This window comes from Ruegeria sp. D7 (assembly GCF_056534355.1).
In genome coordinates this window covers 230,320-249,437 of sequence record NZ_JBQFPG010000005.1, presented here as the reverse complement: position 1 = coordinate 249,437, position 19,118 = coordinate 230,320, and the positions used below count along the sequence as shown (strand labels likewise).

The following is a 19,118-nucleotide window of genomic DNA, read 5'->3' as shown; positions in this document are numbered from 1 at the left end:
CTTTAAGCGGTAAGTGACGGCCAAGTGGGCTGTGAAGTTCCCAGTTTGGACGCAGGCAAAGCCCAGTGCATCTTTGCGGATCCAACGGTTAGCGCCGGCTTCAATCGATAGCCGGGCCCCCACCCGGAAGGTTCGAGCGCATCCGCATAATCGACAGGCAGCGACTCGGTAATTTCGTCACCGGGCTCGCTCTTGGCGAGGGTGGCCAGCAATTCGGCGGTGCGCGCCAGCGAGAGCCGGGCATCCATGACTGCCTGACCGGATGCGGCTTCGGCGAGCGCCGAGAGCAGAGCGGCTGCCATCAAGTAGCCAGTTGCGTGATCCAGTGCCTGAACAGGCAACGGAGTTGGCTTGTCGGCCCCCGCCCAACCCATCCCTGCATGTGCGATTCCGGAACTCATCTGTACAAGGCTGTCAAAACCGCGGCGCGCTGCCCAAGGTCCTTGCCAGCCATAGGCGTCTAGCGTGACTTCAACCCTGTTGGGGGCGAGCTGATCCCGCGTGTTTTTACCCAGACCGAGTGCGTCCAAAGCGCCGGGCCGATACCCGTGGACAAGTATGTCCGCTTGGGCCAGCAGCTCTTGCAGTTTTGCTTTTCCATCGGGTGATTTCAGGTTCAGATAGGCGCAGTGCTTGCCGAGAGAAATGTCAGGAATGACGCCAGGTTCATCCCAGCCGGGTGGATCGATCCTCAGGACCTCGGCGCCAAAACCCGCAAGTGTTCGTGTCGAGACTGGCCCGGCCAGAATGCGGGTCAGATCGAGCACACGCAGCCCAGCAAGAGGTCGCGCGGCAGTCGCCTGAGGCCGATCACGTAGTTGAATATTGCGTGGCCCCTGCCATCCGATCAACGGCTCGCGGGCCAATATGCGTCCTTGCGGATGGTCATGCCACTCAGAGCGGCTGCGCATTGCGGCAGCGACGCCGCCCTCGGCGACAATCGCGGCTTCCAGTTCAGAGATGCTCCAATCCCGAACCGCGCGCGATACCAGCGCACGGTCCGACGCGACTTGCAAAACGTTCAGGGCGGCGGCGCGATGACTGGGCAGGTTGGTGTGCAGCCTGATCCACCCATCAGAGGCCTGATAGTCGCCAGCAATCGCGTCCCAAAGGCTGGGCATATCCCACCCTTCGGGTTTGAAGGAAAAGCCATACCACAAGGAGGCCAGTCGATGATCTACGGCCACCTCCGGAGGCGCTGGCGCCAGGTTCAAGGCTGTCACAAGGCGCGACAGCTCCTGCCCGACTGCCGCAAAACTGGCCGTCGCCAGTTCCGAGACCGCAAAGTCGCTGGGCCGCGCACCCGCCCCATTGACCCTGTAGGTGTCAGGTGAGGGGAGGGCGGACAGCAAGCTCATTGCTGATAAGGATCAAGGCTGTCGCGCAACCCGTCGCCAAGGAAGTTGAAGGCCAGCACGACGACGATGATTGGCAGCATCGGGATCGCGGTCCATGGATAGATTTCGATTGAGGCGAGGTTCTGCGCATCGTTCAGCATCACGCCCCAACTGACCGCCGGGGCCCGCAGTCCAAGGCCAAGGAAGCTGAGGGCGGTTTCGCCCAAGATCATCGCAGGGATTGATAGCGTGGCCGAGGCAATCAGATGCGACATGAAATTGGGTAGCAGGTGCTTTCGGATCACACGACCGGAACTTGCGCCCATCATCTCGGCCGCACGTACGTATTCCTCTTCCCTGAGAGACAGGAATTTTGCGCGGACAGATCGGGCAAGGCCTGGCCAATCGAGAATACCGAGGATGATCGAGATGATGAAGAATACCGCGACCGGGCTCCAATTTGATGGCACCGCGGCGGATAAGGCCAGCCAGAGGGGAAGTTCCGGCAGAGAGCGCAAGATTTCGATCACACGGTTGATGGTCCAGTCGATGCGCCCTCCGAAATACCCGGCCATTGACCCGAACAGGATGCCGAGGAAGAAGGATACCGAAATGCCGATCAGGCCCACTGTCAGCGACAGTTGCGCGCCATATAGGATGCGGCTGAATACATCGCGGCCCAGACGGTCCGAGCCCCACAGAAACAGCGTGGCCCCATCGGGTGCGCAAAACAGGTGCGTATCGGATTTTATCAGGCCTGCGAGTTTGTATTCTGACCCTTCGCAGAAGAACCGGATTGGGCGCGGGTCTTCCGTGTCAGCGACGAATTTCCACTGGAAAGTTTCAAGGTCCGCCTCTGCAACTATTGGATAAACGTAGGGGCCGATGAACTTCCCCTCATGAAACCAGTTGACCGACTGGGGTGGAGCATACAGGTGCTCTCCGTTCCGATCATTGGGGCCGTAGGGGGCAATAAAGCCCGCAAAAGGCAGCATCAAGTAGCAGAGCAGTAAGAAGAGGCCAGAAATCAGACCCAGCTTGTGGGTCCTGAACTTGCGCCAGACCAGCACCCAATTAGGGGCATCGAGATCTGCGCGCTCAAGCTGCTGAATAGAGGCCTGCGGGTCAAATGGCGCGTCGTCGACATAGCGACCATCGGGTTTATCGGTCATGCTTCGCGCCCCTCGTAACGAATGCGCGGATCAAGCATGACCAGCAGGATATCGGAAATCATGGTGCCGATCAGCGTCAGCAGAGCCACGAACATAAGAATGAAGGCCGACAGGAACTGGTCCTGCGTTTTCAAGGCAGTCAGCAGGGTCGGGCCGATTGTTTGCAGACCCAGAACTACCGAGACCAAAACCGACCCGGAAACCATCGAGGGCAGCAGGTTTCCAATGTCGGCGACAAACGGGTTGAAGGCCACGCGCAATGGGTATTTCGTCAGCATCCGCGATGGGGACATGCCCTTGGCGATTGCTGTTTCGACATAAGGTTTCCCTAGTTCATCCAGCATATTGGCGCGCAGGCGCTGCATCATGGCCGAAGCACCCGAGGTTCCGATGACGAAGGTCGGAACGATCAGGTGGACAAGGATGGATTTCAACTTGTCCCAACTCATCGGTTGTCCCTCAAAGGAAGGGTCCATCAGTCCGCCGATGGGCAGGTTGAAATAGCGATGGCCGTAGTAGAACAGGATCAGCGCCAACAGGAAGTTCGGGGTCGCAAGACCCAGATAGCCTACAAAGGCCGAGGTATAGTCAATCCACGTCCGTGATCTGGCCGCAGCGATGACCCCCAATGGCAGAGCAACGGCATAGACGAATAGAATGGCGGCCAGATTGACCACAACCGTCAACCACAGCGTATCGCCCACGATCTCGCGCACGGGGCGGTCGAATTCGAAGGACCAGCCATAATTGCCCTGTAACAGGCCCTCGAACCCATGCGGTCCGGGCCAGAAGCCCATCCAGATCAGGTACTGCTCGGGCAACGACCGGTCCAATGAGTATTCCTTGCGCAGAAACTCGGCCTTGGCGACACCGGCGGACTGTCCTGAAGCCTGCAGTTCGGCGATCTGGTTGCTGAGATAGTCGCCGGGGGGCAGGTTGATGATCACGAAAATCAGAACCGACACCACCAGCAATGTCAGCAGCATCGTGAAAAAGCGATACACCGCGTAGCGCAGCATGACCATTTAGCTGCTCCTGAATTAGTCGGCGAAGAAGAACTCGTCGGGACGGTGAATGCCGAAATGTGCGCCGGGTTCCCATGCCCACATGGCCTGCTCAGGCACATTGCGCAGGCGGTTCGACACGACAATAGGCTGCGGTGCGCCGTTCAGGATACCGATCGCATAAAGCTGGTCGGCGTGAATTTTCAGCATCTCAGACCAGACTGCGCCGCGTTCTTCATCCGTGGAGGCGATTTCCCAATCGTGGGCAAGCTTCATGAGAAGTTCGGCCTCGGGCATGTCTGGTGGTTCGCCCGACCCTCCATTTGTCTGATAGTATTGGCCCCATTTAGGCCATGCCAGAAAGACCTGATCGGTCGGGGCGAGATAGGCCGGCGATGTGTGGCTTTGCGGAATGCCGTCATCCCAGCCGAACCAGACCGACGCCATTGTATTGCCCGAGAAGACCCGGTTGCGCAGAATGTCTCGATCCAATGGTCGCATGACCAGTTCGACTCCGATCTCACGCCAGGTATCCGTGACGATCTGCAGGGCGTTTTCAACCTCTTGCCGCTCACCTGCGGTTTCGATGATCAGCTCCATCGGACGCCCGTCGGGCAACAGTCGGATACCATCTTTGTCACGCTCGGTCAGCCCAGCCTCATCAAGCAGAGCATTCGCCTTGTCGACGTCATACTGTGCCCAAGCCTGCGCATTCGCTTCGTCGTAGAAGGGCGATGCGGGCAGAACCGACATCGCGCCGGGTTGGGCCAGCTTGAAATAGAGCGCCTGATTGATCGTCTTGCGATCAATGGCGAGCGACAGTGCCCTGCGTACACGTACATCGCGCAGAACCTCGCGCCACGCATCGTCAGTGTAGTTCAAATTGGGATAAATCGCGATCTGCGACGCGACGCCTGTTTTCCACAAAAGCGTCTTGTATCCACCTTCAGCCTCGCCCTTTTTCAAGATCGAGGCATCGCGGAATGCCAATCCGCGACCTTGCAAGTCAGTTTCACCCGCATTTGCTTTGGCCGCAACCAAACCCGGTGCGACGATTTCCATTTCGACTACGTCGATATAGGGCAGCTGAACCCCATTTGAATCCACCCGATGGTAATAAGGGTTACGGACAAAGTTGTGCCGGATTTTCTTGCCCGAACTTGCGTTGAGCCATGGCTGCAACGTCGGCAGTTCATGATTGTCGTACTTATATAGATTGTCCAACTTGTTATGCAGCGCCGCCCAGCTTTTTACCCGCGCATCTTCGACCTTGAATGCCAGTTCTTCGGGGTCTGCAAACTTCTCGTGATACTGCTTAAGGAACTCAGACGGTCGATAGATAAAGGGCGGCCGCGCCTGAGCAAGTGATTGCAGGAAATTCGGGTTGGGGTCATCCCATTCGAATACAACCGTTGTTTCGTCGGGGAAGGTGACGGTGGGTGTTTTGCCTTCAACCCGCAGGAAATCTGGTGGGCCTGAGGGGCTGAGCAATTCGTTGTTGGCCACATCCTCCCACCAGTACCGGAAGTCTTCGGATGTGAACGCGGATCCGTTCGACCATTTGTGGCCGGGTCGCAGGTTCAAAGTAAATTTGCGATTGTCTTCATTTTCGAATGAAGCCAGCAAATCCGGGACGATGTTGTAATCCTGATCGAAGCCCACAAGCCTTGCGTAGCCATAGACCACCATTTGCCGAATGTCTTTGGACCGGGTGACCATCGTGCGCAGTGTACCGCCGGGTACACCGAATTCGCGACCTTTGGCGGCTAAGTCCACGATCAGCGGATCTTGCGGAATACGTTCAGCAACCGGTGGCAGGTCGCCGCTTTCAACCTCGGTTTGCCAGAACGCGTTTTCCTGAAGATTAGACGGAATTTCTGCCGCAGCGGGCAGCATTCCTGCGAAGGCCAGCGTCGCGGCCAAAATCAATCGGTGAGTGGTCTTAAACATGGCAACGTACCTTATGGCCGGGCTCCAACTCTATCAAAGAAGGTATCACGGAGTCGGAAAATCGAAAGGCGTCATCCCAACTGTCGGGTGAACCGGCACCAAGCGCAACCAGTTTCAGATCAATCGGGCGATTGATATCCGGTTCGGGCTGGGCGGCAATCAGTGCCTTGGTATAGGGATGACGTGGATTGTAGAACAGGGTTTCGGGTGGGGCTTGTTCCACCACAAGACCCCGGCGCATGACGGCGACTTCGTCGGCAATGCGCGCGACGACGGCCAGATCATGTGAGATGAACAGGTATGACAGGTTCAGACTGTCCTGCAGTTCTTCGAGCAGGGTCAAAATTTGCTCTTGAACGGATACATCCAGTGCCGAGGTTGGCTCGTCACAAACAATCAACGCCGGGTCCAGCATCATCGCGCGGGCGATAGACAGGCGCTGTCGTTGTCCACCAGAAAACGCATGCGGATAGCGTTTGAGCATATCGGCATTCAGCCCGACCCGCTGCAACATCGCGGCCGCTTTGTCGCGCTGCTCTGCCACGGTGCCGAGGCGGTGTATCTCCAACGGCTCGGTCATGGCATCCTGAATGCGCATACGGGGGCTAAGAGAGCTATAGGGATCCTGAAACACCATTTGCGCCTTGCGCTGAAACGCGGTGCGTTCGGTCCGTGTCATACTGTGAACCGTTATCGGTTCGGAATCCCTTGTTGTTCTGAACAGAACTTCGCCGCCCGGGTCGGGCAGTTCAGCGCCCAGAGCGATTCTGGCGGCGGTTGTCTTGCCAGACCCGCTTTCGCCAACGATTGCAAGCGTCTTGCCGCGCGCCAGCTTCATATCTACGCCCCGGCAGGCATGGATCAGTTTGTCGGCTTTCCAACCTTTGCTCGATCGCATCGTGTAGGTCTTTGAGACCCCGGTCATCTGCAGAATTAGGTCCTCGTCGGGCATCGGTATGCCGACGGCATCCTGATCGGGTATCTCAGGCGCAGCGTCGAACAGCTGCTGCGTATAGGGGTGCGCCGGATCATTCAGAATTGGTGCTGCCGGGCCAGCTTCCATCACGCGGCCTTTGTGCATGACGACCACCCGCTCGGCCATGTTAGCAACTACACCCAGGTCATGGGTGACAAGGATCAGCGCCATACCGGTTTCGCGCTGCAGCTCTTTGATCAGCCCAAGAACCTGCGCTTGGGTGGTAACATCCAGCGCTGTTGTCGGCTCGTCCGCGATGAGCAATTCAGGCTTGGACACCATGGCCATGGCAATCATGGCGCGCTGGCGCATGCCGCCAGACAGCTCGAACGGATAGCTGTCGTAGGCGCGGGCAGGGTCGGGGAAACCAACCCTCTCAAACTGGGTCAGAACTTCTTTGCGGGCCTGTGCATCGGATGCGCCGCGATGCAACCAAAGAACTTCGCTGACCTGATTTCCGATTTTGTGAAGCGGTGACAGAGATCGCATCGGTTCCTGAAAAATCATAGAAACCCGATTGCCGCGAATACCACGCATCTGTCTTTCACTCAGTTCGATCAGATTAGCGGTGCCTTTGGAATCGTTCAGCGTGATCGTTCCGCTACGGATCTGGGCGGTACGCGGCAGAATACGCAGTGCAGCGCGACAGGAAATCGTTTTGCCCGAACCGGATTCTCCAACCAATGCAAGTGTCTGCCCGGGTTCGACCTCGAAGCTGACATCTTGGACAACGGATGGACCCGTGCCGAAGCCGATGCTGAGATCCCGAACGGACAACAACGCACTCATGCGGGTTTTCCACCCGTCTGGCCGCTAGAAAACATCGGCTTTGTGAACTCCCTGTCTTTTTTGAGCAGTTTCGCGCGGTTGGGGCGGCGTAGTCAAACACCTTCTTCACCCGAATTGTCGCGGAATCGTGAAACTCGGGCCGTATGGCTACACAAAGTCTTGAGTTTTTGCCATCAAAGGCGCAATCGCCCCCCGACTGGTGTCGAATGATTTTGAAAGAGGTGCCCCGTGTCCGAGCAACAAAGCCGATTGGATCTGTTCATTGACCGAATGGTCTCGCAACGCGCTTGTCTGGACTTTGCTATCGCGCAGACCACTGGGCAGCCTGGTCCGGTTTTTGAGCTGGGATTGGGAAATGGGCGCACATATCACCACATGGTTAAGCACATTCAGGACCGTCCTGTTTATGTTTTTGAACGGGCCGTTGCGTCTCATCCCGATTCGACACCGCCCGATGATCTGGTGATTCTCGGTGATGTGCGCGAAACATTGCCTGCTTCGGTCACACGATTTGGCGCGTCGGCCAGTCTGATCCATGCCGATCTTGGGGGACACAACCGGCAAAAGAATGATGCGTTTGCCCGCCTCGTCTCACCTTTGATCGAACCGCTTCTGGCGCGGGGCGGACTGATGGTTTCTAGCGATCGAATGTATTTCGAAACACTGACCGAGGTGCCGCTGCCAGAAGGGGCGGTCGACGGGCGCTGTTTCATCTATCGGCGTTGATCTGCCGTAGGGTCACTGTGTGATCCGACTCGCGCTTTAGTGCTGGCCCGGTCTAACGTCCGAGGCGTGAAGCTTTGGAGGGGACCGTCAAAAATGCTGTTCTACGATTGCTCGACCGCGCCAAGCCCGCGCCGTGCCCGGATGTTTATCGCGGAAAAGGGGCTGAAGATTGACACTCGTGATATCTCAATCGCCAAGGGTGAACAGTTTAGTGATGCCTTCCGGACCGTGAACCCCGGTGCAACGATTCCTGTGCTTGTTACGGATGAAGGTACCACGCTCACAGAAAATCTTGGCATCGCCGCCTATCTCGAGGCGCGCTTTCCGGAACCTGCCTTGATGGGGCAAACGCCGGATGAAAAAGGCGAAATTCTGATGTGGAATGCCATCGCCGAACAACAATGTGGCGCACCAATCGCGGAAACTTTGCGAAACACCCATCCTTCGTTCAAAGACCGCGCGATCACCGGGCCTGCAAACCACGCGCAAATCCCTGAACTAGCGCAGCGGGGGGCTGAGCGGGTGCGTGCCTTCTTCGATTTTCTTGAGGCCCGTCTGCAAGTGAGCGGTTTCGTTGCGGGTGAAATGTTTTCACTGGCCGATATCACCACATTTGTGTTTGTCGATTTCGCACGTGTCATCAAGATGCGTATCCCAGAAGAGAACACGGCCACACGCGCCTGGTTTGATGCCGTTCAGACACGCCCGAGCGCCCGGCTTTAAGCTGATCCGGGTGCTGTCCCTCGAACTGTACAGAAATGTCTAGACAGAAGTGAACAGTGCCTCTAGCGTCCTTTGCGAGTCATGCAGGGGAGCGCAGGATGAAATCTCAGTATCGTGTCGTAGTCATCGGTGGCGGCGTTGTCGGCGCCTCGGTTCTGTACCATCTCGCCAAGTTTGGCTGGTCAGATGTGGTCATGCTGGAGAGGCGGCGTTTGGCCTCGGGGTCTTCGTGGCACGCGGCGGGAGGCATCCATGCGCTGAACGCAGATCCGAACATGGCGTCGCTGCAGGCCTATACGATTGATCTGCTCAGCGAGATCGAAAAAGAGTCGGGCCAGAATATCGGCCTGCACATGACCGGTGGACTGACGCTGGCGGGCACACCCGAACGGTGGGAGTGGCTGCAGGCCAACTACCGCATTTTCCAGTCTATCGGCATCGACGACTGTGAGCTTTTGTCGCCAGAGGAGGCGCAGAAACGCTGCCCGATCATGTCCACCGACGGCGTGCTGGGCGCGATGTGGGCGGATCGCGAAGGTTACATCGATACAACCGGTACGGTTCAGGCTTATGCAACAGCGGCCAAGAAACGCGGCGCGGAATACTACGAAGAAACCAAGGTCGAAAGCCTGACGCAGACTGCGGATGGTTGGGAAGTTGTGACCGACAAAGGCACTATCACTTGTGAACATGTGGTCAACGCAGCTGGCCTCTGGGCCAAACAGGTGGGGCGCATGGCCGGAGTGGAACTGCCGGTTTCGCCGCTGAAACACCATTATCTGATCACCGATACGGTGCCTGAGGTGGCCGAGGCGGATTTCGAGATGCCGATGACGGTTGATCTTGAAGGCTTCACCTATATGCGACAGGACCAGAAGGGCATTCTGGTGGGCATCTACGAGGTCGATCACGAGCACTGGGCTATGGACGGTGCGCCGTGGAATTACGGTGAAGAATTGTTCCAGGAACAGCTCGACCGGATCGAGAACGAGCTGACGCTGGGCTTTGAACGGTACCCGTCGATCCAGAATGTTGGCATCAAAACATGGGTGAACGGCGCGTTCACCTTCTCACCCGATGGCAACCCGCTGGTCGGTCCGGTCCCGGGCAAGCGTGGCTATTGGTCAGCTTGTGCGGTGATGGCCGGATTCCTGCAGGGTGGCGGCGTTGGTAAGACGCTTGCCGAATGGATGATCCATGGCGAGCCTGAGGCCGACGCATGGCCTATGGACGTGGCGCGCTATGGCGATTTCGCTCAGAACAAACGCTACATCCGCGAAACAACCGGTCAGTTCTATTCTCGTCGTTTCGTGATGACTTACCCGAACGAGCAACTGCCCGCAGGTCGCCCGCTGAAGATGGCCCCAGCCCATGATGCAATGACCGAGGCGGGGTGCAAATGGGGCGTCAGTTGGGATCTGGAAGTGCCGCTTTACTTTGCGCCCAAGGGCTTTGAAGAGACGCCGACGCTGAAACGCTCGAATGCGCACGACATCGTGGCTGAGGAGTGCAAAACCATCCGCGAAGGCGTGGGACTACTGGATATCTCGGGCTTTTCGCGCTTCGAGGTCACTGGGCCAAATGCCGAGGCTTGGCTGGACAGGACCATGGCGTCGAAACTGCCTGCACCGGGGCGTGCCAAACTAGCTCCAATGCTGGGTGAGAACGGTCGCCTCAAGGGTGATCTGACCGTGCTGAACTGGGGCGACGGGACCTGGTGGATCATGGGCAGCTATTATCTGCGCGCATGGCATATGCGCTGGTTCAATGATCACATGATGGACGCCGTGAATATCCGCGATCTGGGCGAGGAATATTGTGGTTTTGCCGTGGTTGGACCGAAATCGCAGGCTGTGGTCGAGAAACTGGCCGAACAGGATATCTCGGGCCTGAAATTCATGGGCTGCGGCGACTTTGATATCGGTCTGGTGCGTGCCCGTGTGGCGCGTATGTCGGTGACGGGCGAAAAAGGGTATGAGATAAACTGCCGCTATGGCGACCACATCGAACTGCGCCGGATGCTGCTTGAGGCTGGGGCCGGGGACGGTATCCGCGAATGCGGATTCAACGCGATGCTGTCGACGCGGCTTGAGAAGAGCTTTGGTATCTGGTCTGCAGAATTCACTCAGCTTTACACGCCAGGCATGACCGGAATGGATCGCTGGATCGACTGGAACAAGGATTTCGTTGGCAAAGAGGCTGCGCTGGCTGAACGCGATGGCAACGGTCCGGCGCAAGTTCAAGTGACGCTTGAGGTTGACGCGCTGGATGCCGATGCCAGCGGGTATGAACCGATTTGGGCCGGGGAAGAGCGGGTGGGTTTTGTGACTTCGGGTGGCTATGGCCACTACACGGGCAAGTCGCTGGCCATGGCTTTGGTCAACCGCGACAAGGCTGAACCGGGCACCGAGTTGTCGGTGCATGTGGTCGGTGTGGAACGACCCGCCCGCGTAATTGCGCCGTCGCCTTATGACCCGCAGGGCAAAGCGATGCGAGGTTGACCATGTCGGACTTGGGCCAAAGACGCCGACGGCGCGGGCGCGGTGCAGATGCCGCCCCGCAACCTAGCCGTGATGTGAATTATCGCCAGCTGCGCAATCCGTTTCCGCAGATGGAAGTGTTCCCCGCAGATCAAATCGCAGAAATGCACAACACCGCTTTGCGCACGCTGGAAGAGTTGGGCGTGAAAGTTCTGTTGCCCGAAGCGCGGCGGATCTTTGCGCAGGGTGGCGCACGCGTGGATGAAGACAGCGAAATGGTCTTTATCGGGCGGGATATGGTTGAGGCCGCCGTTGCCTCGGCCCCGAAATCCATAGCCTGCCGCGCAGGCGCTCGGCACCGGGATTTCACGTTGGAGCTGGGCTCTTTGGTGTTCCAACCCGGCGCTGGCGCTCCAAACGCGACCGATCTGGAACGCGGTCGGCGGCCAGCGAGTGGGCAGGATTATCTGGAGTTCCTAAAGCTCACTCATCACTTTGATGTCTTCCAGATGATCTCACCGCAGGTCGAACCGCAGGACGTGCCAACCAATTTGCGGCACTATTTCACCACACAAGCGCAGATGGAGCTGACGGATAAGTTCCCGTTCTTCTTCTCGCGAGGCACGCCGCAAGTGATGGACTGCTTCGAGATGCTCTCGACGGCGCGAGGTCTGTCTGACAAGGAGTTCCGCGCTAACGCCCATTGTTACACGATTATCAACACCAACAGCCCGCGGACGCTGGATATTCCAATGGCTCAGGGGCTGATCGACTTTGCGCGCCATGGTCAGATGTCGATCATCACACCCTTTACCCTGATGGGCGCAATGGCTCCGATCACGGTGGCCGGGGCCATCACGCTGTCCCATGCCGAGGCGCTTGCGGCCTTGACGCTGACCCAGCTTACCAACCCCGGTGCGCCGGTGTGCTATGGGACCTTTACCAGCAATGTCGACATGAAATCAGGGGCGCCTGCATTCGGGACACCCTCGCATTTTCAGGCGTCTTTGGCGGCGGGCCAGTTGGCCCGGTATCTGGGCCTGCCCTGGCGGTCTGCGGCGGGGTCTGCGGCAAATATCAACGACGTTCAGGCCGCCAATGAAAACCAGTTCGGCCTGTGGGGCTGCCTGATGGCCGGGGCGACGGTGATCATTCATTCGGCCGGATGGCTCGAAGGTGGCCTGACCGTATCTTTCGAGAAGATGATCTGCGATGCCGAAGTGTTGAACATGGTGGCCGAGCTTTGTGCAGGGGCACAGGCCAATGGTGCAGAGATCGGGTTTGATACTGCGCTGAGCGAGGTTGAACCCAGCGGACATTTCTTCGCCACGAGCCAGACAATGGAGCGCTATAATACCGCATTTTATGAGCCGCACCTGCATGATTACGCAAATTTTGGCACCTGGACCGAGCGTGGCGCGATCGACGCCAACCATCGCGCGACCGGTGTATGGAAGGAAATCCTGGCAAATTTCAAAGCACCGGCATCAGATACGGATCGCCTTGGTGCGTTGAAGGATTTCATAGCGCGCCGTACAGAAGAGGGCGGCGCACCGCCGGAGAGTTGAATGAGCACCAAACCCATCCTGCACAGGGACGATCCCGAAGCTGAGCCACTGATTGGTAACGTCAAGGTCACGCGCGATGATTGGCTGAACGTGGCCATGGACGTCCTGATTTCGGACGGGGTCGAGCAGGTGAAAGTCATGAACCTTGCCGAGCGGATGGCGGTCTCGCGCTCATCATTCTACTGGTACTTCAAGTCGCGGCAGGAATTACTGGATGCGCTGCTGGCGCGGTGGCAGGCGACAAATACCGCGGCCTTGATCGCTCAATCCGAATTGCCTGCTGAAACGATCACGGCTGCGGTGTGCAATGTTCAGCGCTGCGTTGTGAATACCGAACTATTTGATACGGCGCTTGATTTTGCTGTGCGGGATTGGGCACGAAGATCGGGAAAGGTGCGGCGTATGCTGGACCAGTCCGATGCCCGTCGCCTGGCCGCGCTGCGCGCGATGTTCATCCGGTTCAACTATGATGAGACCGAGGCAGAGACGCGGGCGCGGGTGCTATATTATATGCAGATCGGATATGATCTGGCGCAGTTAAACGAACCATTGGCGATCAGGCTGTCGATGGTTCCACACTACCTTTATGTTTTTACAGGGGTCGAACCGCGACCCGAGGAAATCACCGAATTCAGCGCATATGCGAAACGTTTCTGGGAAGGGGCAGGACATGAACCAACCTGACGCAATCATCATTGGCACCGGTGTGATCGGAGCCGCCATCGCGTTCGAGATGTCCAAGGCCGGTTGGAAAACTCTGTCGTTGGATCGCAATGCGCAGGTTGGGCATGGCTCGACCGCAGGCTCTTGCGCGATAATTCGGATGCATTATTCGACCCTCGATGGAACCGCGTTCGCTTGGGAAGGCTATCACTATTGGCGTGATTGGGCGAACTATCTGGGCTTGCCCGACACAGCCGATTTGGCGCAGTTTCGTGAGACCGGTTGTTTGGTCGTCAAGACCGAGGCCAATGGGTTTCTTGAGAAACATAAGAAGTACAGCGCCGAACTGGATTGTCCGTTTGAAGAATGGACACCTGAGCGGATTACCGAACGTCTGCCGATCTATTCTCTGGACAGCTTTGCCCCGGCGCGGCGCATGGATGATCCGGAGTTCGGCCAACCGAACGGAGATCGGATTCAGGGCGCAGTGTTCTGGCCGAAAGCAGGTTATGTGACCGATCCGGCGTTGTCGGCGCAAAACCTGATGGATGCCGCCAAGCTGTATGGTGCCGAAGTGCGAACGGGCGCAGACGTGGGCGAAATCCTGTCGCAGCAGGGGCGCGTCGCAGGTGTCAGACTTGCCTCTGGTGAAGAAATCCACGCCAAAGTGGTGGTGAATGTTGCCGGTCCCGGGTCAGCGTTTGTCAACGAAATGGCCGGGGTTCTGGGTGACATGACCATTCAAACCCGCCCGCTGCGGCAGGAGGTGGTGCATGTACCCGCGCCCGAAGGATTTGATTTCGAAACGCAAGGAACAATTGTCTCGGATAGTGATATCGCGCTGTATTGCCGTCCAGAACATGGCAATCATATTCTGATCGGTTCCGAGGATCCGGCATGTGATCCGCATCAATGGTGCGAAGATGATGTAAGCTATAACCACGATTTTACGGATCAATGGACCACGCAGGCCATGCGTTATGCCCAGCGGGTCCCGAGCTTGGGGATACCCTCCAGAACCCGTGGGGTGGTGGATTTGTATGATGCCTCGACTGACTGGATTCCGATCTATGACAAGTCCAGCCTGCCGGGGTTTTACATGGCCTGCGGCACCAGCGGTAACCAATACAAGAACGCGCCGATTGCGGGCAAAATGATGGCTGCGCTGATCGACTACGTCGAAGGCGGTGCGGATCATGACGACAAGCCGATGCAGTTTGAACTGCCTTGCATTGGGCGCACAATCGACACCGGTTTCTATTCCCGCAAGCGACCGGTCAATACCGATAGCAGTTTCTCGGTGCTTGGTTAACGCGCCATCGCGCGCGCCTTCTCATAGCTTTCTTCCCGTACTGGACCGAAACCGCGTATCTGGTCCGCAGCTGACAGCACGTCCAGCCACTCGGCCTCGGAATGGGCGGAGGGGTTTGTCAGATACATGTCCAACAGCGATTGGTACCAGTTTAGGATATCTCGATGCAGTCGCGCTTCGGAGTGATAGCCGAAGGGGTTCAGGACCGAGCCACGCAAACCACGTAGACGGGACAGTCCCCGCAGAACCGGGCGCATCCATGGACCCAGTGCAAACTTGAGGGGGCGGCCCCGTTCGTCCTTGCGCCAGCTGAGCATTGGCGGGGCGAAGTGGTAACTGGTTTTGAAATCTCCCTCGAACTGTTGCTTCAGTTCGTTGTCGAAGTTTTGGGACGTTTGCAGCCGGGCCACTTCGAACTCGTCCTTATAGGCCATGAAGCGGAACAGGTTACGGGCTACGGATTCTAGAAGATCGTCGGATATTTTCGGGTTCGACGCGCGGATTGCTTCAATCTGTTGCGCATAGCGATCCGCATATGCGGCATCCTGATAATCTGTCAAAAACGCCACCCGACGCGCAATCACCTGATCCAAGGTGCCGTTTGCCTCTTCGGGTAGTGCCAGCCCGTGAATGCGGTCGGGGTCAGCCGCCAGACAACGCCCAAGAGCAAAGGCCAGCCGGTTTTTTTCGACGGCAACACCGTTCAGCAAGATGGCCTGAGCCAATGCAAGGTGCGATACCGGAACCAGCTCGTTTTGCCATGCATAACCCAGCAAAATGACGTTGGCGAAGACGGAATCCCCCAGTAGCGCCTCAGCTATTGCATTTGCGTCAAGGCTGGCGAGATTGTCCACCCCAACCACATCTGCGATTGCCTGTTCCCGCTTATCGACCCGCAATTGGGCATCGCGACGCAGGACAAGATCGCCGGTGGGCATCTCAGCCCTGTTCAGCACAACGCGTGTCCCGCGGGCAAAATGAGCTGAGGCTTTGGGGGCCGAACTCACCACCACATCACAGCCAATCACCGCATCCGCAGCGCCTTGATCTATGCGTACTTGGTTAAGCGCATCCGGAGCTGCGCCAAGGCGGATGTAACTGAGTACCGTGCCGAATTTCTGCGCAAATCCGGTGAAATCCAGGACCGAGGCACCTTTGCCTTCCAGGTGCGCGGCCATAGTGATCAAGGCCCCAACCGTGACAACCCCAGTGCCACCCACGCCTGTCACAAGCAGATCAAACGGTGTGTCCAAAGACGGAAGCTTTGGGTCTGGCAGGTCTGCCTCAAGCGCGTCGAGGTCCAGATCTATGGCCCGCTTTCGCCGGGTTGCGCCTGCAACGGTCACGAAACTTGGGCAGAATCCGTTCAGGCACGAAAAATCCTTGTTGCACGAACTTAAGTTGATCTTGCGCTTGCGCCCCAGCGGGGTTTCGCGCGGCTCAACGCTTAGGCAATTCGACGCGACCGAGCAGTCGCCGCAGCCTTCGCAGACCAGATCGTTGATCCAGACGAACGTTGAGGGGTCCTCCATTGTCCCACGCTTGCGGCGGCGGCGTTTCTCGGTGGCGCAGGTCTGTTCGTAGATCAGGACCGTAACACCGGGAATGTCGCGCAATTCGCGTTGCAGGCTGTCCATCTTTGCCCGGTCGTGGAACGTAGTGCCTGCCGGGAAATCGGATCGGCTGAACTTGGCAATGTCGTCCGAGACCAGCGCGATCCGCTCAACCCCCTCGGCCCGGCAGGTTTGCGCAATACCTGCCACGCTGACGGGCCCATCCACCGGCTGCCCTCCGGTCATTGCGACCGCATCATTGTAGAGGATTTTATAGGTGATATTTGTCCCTGCCGCGACGGCCTGACGGATCGCGAGTGATCCCGAATGGTACCACGTCCCTTCGCCAAGGTTCTGGAAGATATGCTTGCCGCCATTGAATTGTGAGGCCACCACATGGGGTACGCCTTCGCCTCCCATCTGTGCATAGCCGACCGTCTCGCGATCCATCCAAGATGCCATTACATGACAACCAATGCCGCTGGCAGCGGTAGAGCCTTCGGGAACTTTAGTTGATGTATTGTGCGGGCAGCCCGAGCAGAAATAGGGTGTCCGTGTTGCGCCCGGGACATTGATCACGGGAGGTTCCGTCTCGGTCAGTGCACGCGCTTTGGCAGGCAGGTTTTCTTCAGGGAAGAACGTGTTAAGTCGGGCGGCAACAATAGGGGCCAGCATCAAAGGGCTGAGTTCCCCGGTCCATGGGATCAGCGGTTCGCCATGGCTGTCATATTTACCTACCATCTTATGGGGTTTGTCGCCGGTCCAGTCATAGAAGTATTCTTTGAACTGGCTTTCGATGATGCCGCGCTTTTCCTCGACGACCAGAACCTCGGCCTTGCCTTTCACAAAGCGCAACGCGTTGCGACGGGCCAGCGGCCAGACCATGCCAACCTTGTAGATGTCGATCCCCAAGCGGCGACAGGCGGCTTCATCAAGGTCCAGCAAACGCAGCGCCTCCATGAGATCGAGGTGCCCCTTGCCGGTGGTCACGAAGCCGAACTTCGCGTTGTCGATGTCATAAATACGCCGGTCGATGGGGTTTTCTTCGGCAAAGGCCCGAACGGCGCGCAACTTGTGTTGGATGCGGGTCTCGATCTCGGGCGAGGGCAAATCGGCGGTGCGGACGTGCAAGCCGCGTTCGGGCAAGTCGATCTGCGGCAGGGAAAAGCTGCGATCCGGGTGCAGATCGACGGACCGTGCGCTTTCGACCGTTTCCGAGACCGCCTTGAACCCGACCCAGGTGCCTGAGAAACGGGACAGAGCGAACCCGTACTCGCCGAATTCCAAATATTCCTCGACCGAGGCTGGGTTCAATGTCGGCATGAACCACGTCATGAAGGCCACATCCGACTGATGCGGCATCGAAGAACTGACGCAACCATGATCATCGCCTGCCACGACTAGCACGCCACCTTTTGGCGCAGACCCATATGCGTTTCCATGTTTCAATGCATCGCCTGATCGGTCGACACCAGGGCCTTTACCGTACCACATCGAAAAGATGCCCTCGACCTCGCAATGCGGGTCCAAAATGGCCTGTTGCGCACCCAGAACCGCCGTTGCGCCGAGGTCTTCGTTCACGGCGGGCATAAACGTGATGCGATCCGTCTTCAGCCGGTCCTTTGCGCGCCATAGCTCAAGATCCAGCCCGCCCAGTGGCGATCCGCGATAGCCCGAGACAAACCCCGCCGTGTTCAGCCCGGCCTGACGATCGCGTCGGGCCTGGTCCATCATAATCCGCGCCAAGGCTTGCGTGCCTGTTAGAAAAACCCGGCCCTGCGTCAGGGTATAGCGGTCTTCAAGCCGATAGGTGCGGGGGGAGGGTTCGTGGTGGCTCATTGCTGCGCGTCCATGGGTTTTTGTCCTTGGTGTTCGGTTATTTTAACCCCCCGCAGGTGAATTTCTGTTTCAGAGTTTGTGAGTGTTCTGCAAAATATGATAGGATTCACCAGATTTAGTTAAAATTACGGATGAATCATTCCAAGATGGCCGCTCTTGATGATCGGGACCGCCGCATTCTGACGCTGCTTCAAAATGACAGCCGGGTTTCAAACGCCGAATTGGCAGATGCTGTCGGCATGTCAGCCTCAGCCCTGTGGCGCAGGGTGCGCGCGCTGGAAGAGGCTGGGGTGATCGAACGGTACGGCGCTTTGGTGAACCCTGCCGAGATGGGGTTGACGTTCGAAGCAATCGTGCATGTTCACCTGACCCGGCATGACCCGGACAAGATTGTCGACTTCATCCGGGCCGTCGAGATCAGCCCCGAAGTGCAGGAATGCTACGCCACGACAGGTCAGGCGGATTATCATCTGCGTGTCTTGTGCAGGAATCTGTCTGCTTACAACACGTTTCTGGAAGATTTCTTGTTTCGATTGCCCGCCGTCGCCAGCGCGCAAACGAATGTCGTGCTGCGGACGATCAAGCGGAACCGACCGGTGGTACCCTGAAGCTTAAGCCGCGAAAGCCACCCAAGCCCAGGCCATGCCAATATAAGTAAGGTTGTGAAACAACTGATCCAGACCAGCGGCACGCCAAAAAGCGGCCTGATTGGGTTGCAACTGTTTGCGGTCAGAATAGTTGGCTTTGGCAAAGTCGATGTGAAAATGCACGATCCATTCCAACGCAGCGATGATCAGTATGAATTCAATCGGGGCGCGAAAGAGCGCGAAAATCACGACCGAACCCACAACATGCACAGCAGCATGTTGCGCGCGCCCCATGTGGAAATACGTGCCTCGCCCGGAAAGCATCTTGGGCGTCTGTAAATAATAGTCGGCGAACATGTGTTTGATCTGAAGCAGGCACAGCAACAGAAACACAGCGCCAAAGCTGGCAGGCAAATGAATCCTCCCGATATCGTCCTGA

General features: G+C 57.6%; 14 protein-coding genes. 7 read left to right on the top strand and 7 right to left on the bottom strand.

Annotated features, from left to right (window positions below; genetic code table 11):
* Positions 1-2: 2 nt before the first annotated feature.
* Genes ACRZ9U_RS10205 through ACRZ9U_RS10185 form a run of 5 tightly spaced genes read right to left on the bottom strand, consistent with a single transcriptional unit; the run spans position 3 to position 7,228 of the window.
* On the bottom strand, positions 3-1,358 hold the full coding sequence (locus ACRZ9U_RS10205; protein WP_170404622.1) for a CoA transferase: 1,356 nt from the start codon (positions 1,356-1,358) through the stop codon (positions 3-5).
* Entirely contained in the window at positions 1,355-2,509 is a 1,155-nt protein-coding gene (locus ACRZ9U_RS10200; RefSeq protein WP_480901702.1) for an ABC transporter permease, read from the bottom strand. Before ACRZ9U_RS10200 ends, ACRZ9U_RS10205 begins: the two co-directional genes overlap by 4 nt.
* Positions 2,506-3,534, bottom strand: a complete 1,029-nt coding sequence (locus ACRZ9U_RS10195; protein WP_170397654.1) for an ABC transporter permease — start codon at positions 3,532-3,534, stop codon at positions 2,506-2,508. Before ACRZ9U_RS10195 ends, ACRZ9U_RS10200 begins: the two co-directional genes overlap by 4 nt.
* Positions 3,535-3,549: 15 nt before the next feature.
* On the bottom strand, positions 3,550-5,463 hold the full coding sequence (locus tag ACRZ9U_RS10190; RefSeq protein WP_170404619.1) for an ABC transporter substrate-binding protein: 1,914 nt from the start codon (positions 5,461-5,463) through the stop codon (positions 3,550-3,552).
* On the bottom strand, positions 5,456-7,228 hold the full coding sequence (locus tag ACRZ9U_RS10185; RefSeq protein WP_170404616.1) for an ABC transporter ATP-binding protein: 1,773 nt from the start codon (positions 7,226-7,228) through the stop codon (positions 5,456-5,458). Before ACRZ9U_RS10185 ends, ACRZ9U_RS10190 begins: the two co-directional genes overlap by 8 nt.
* Positions 7,229-7,456: 228 nt before the next feature.
* Between ACRZ9U_RS10185 and ACRZ9U_RS10180 the strand changes: the two genes are divergently transcribed.
* The 6 genes from ACRZ9U_RS10180 to ACRZ9U_RS10155 all read left to right on the top strand — a co-directional run bounded on the left by ACRZ9U_RS10180 (position 7,457) and on the right by ACRZ9U_RS10155 (position 14,700).
* Positions 7,457-7,954 (top strand): class I SAM-dependent methyltransferase, encoded by a 498-nt coding sequence (locus ACRZ9U_RS10180; RefSeq protein WP_170404613.1) that lies wholly within the window; start codon positions 7,457-7,459, stop codon positions 7,952-7,954.
* Positions 7,955-8,047: 93 nt separating this feature from the next.
* On the top strand, positions 8,048-8,677 hold the full coding sequence (locus tag ACRZ9U_RS10175) for a glutathione S-transferase (RefSeq protein WP_170404609.1): 630 nt from the start codon (positions 8,048-8,050) through the stop codon (positions 8,675-8,677).
* 98 nt (positions 8,678-8,775) lie between these two features.
* Positions 8,776-11,178 (top strand): GcvT family protein, encoded by a 2,403-nt coding sequence (locus tag ACRZ9U_RS10170; protein ID WP_170404606.1) that lies wholly within the window; start codon positions 8,776-8,778, stop codon positions 11,176-11,178.
* Positions 11,179-11,180: 2 nt separating this feature from the next.
* Positions 11,181-12,725, top strand: coding sequence for a trimethylamine methyltransferase family protein (locus ACRZ9U_RS10165; RefSeq protein WP_170404603.1), 1,545 nt, complete (start codon positions 11,181-11,183; stop codon positions 12,723-12,725).
* The gene (locus ACRZ9U_RS10160) at positions 12,726-13,409 is read left to right on the top strand and encodes a TetR/AcrR family transcriptional regulator (RefSeq protein WP_170404600.1); all 684 of its coding nucleotides are present in this window, start codon (positions 12,726-12,728) and stop codon (positions 13,407-13,409) included.
* A complete protein-coding gene (locus ACRZ9U_RS10155; RefSeq protein WP_170404596.1) occupies positions 13,396-14,700 on the top strand; it encodes an FAD-dependent oxidoreductase in 1,305 nt (434 codons plus the stop codon). Before ACRZ9U_RS10160 ends, ACRZ9U_RS10155 begins: the two co-directional genes overlap by 14 nt.
* On the opposite strand, the gene ACRZ9U_RS10150 is transcribed toward ACRZ9U_RS10155, so the two are convergent.
* Positions 14,697-18,092, bottom strand: coding sequence for an indolepyruvate ferredoxin oxidoreductase family protein (locus tag ACRZ9U_RS10150; protein ID WP_480901696.1), 3,396 nt, complete (start codon positions 18,090-18,092; stop codon positions 14,697-14,699). The two genes, ACRZ9U_RS10155 and ACRZ9U_RS10150, sit on opposite strands and share 4 nt — an antisense overlap.
* A gap of 146 nt (positions 18,093-18,238) precedes the next feature.
* Between ACRZ9U_RS10150 and ACRZ9U_RS10145 the strand changes: the two genes are divergently transcribed.
* A complete protein-coding gene (locus tag ACRZ9U_RS10145; protein ID WP_170404589.1) occupies positions 18,239-18,700 on the top strand; it encodes an Lrp/AsnC family transcriptional regulator in 462 nt (153 codons plus the stop codon).
* Between the two features lie 3 nt (positions 18,701-18,703).
* Here the strand turns inward: ACRZ9U_RS10145 and ACRZ9U_RS10140 are convergent, their stop codons facing one another.
* Positions 18,704-19,093 carry a DUF3307 domain-containing protein gene (locus ACRZ9U_RS10140; RefSeq protein ID WP_170397621.1) on the bottom strand — a complete coding sequence of 130 codons (390 nt, stop codon included), beginning with the start codon at positions 19,091-19,093 and terminating at the stop codon, positions 18,704-18,706.
* Positions 19,094-19,118: the final 25 nt, after the last annotated feature.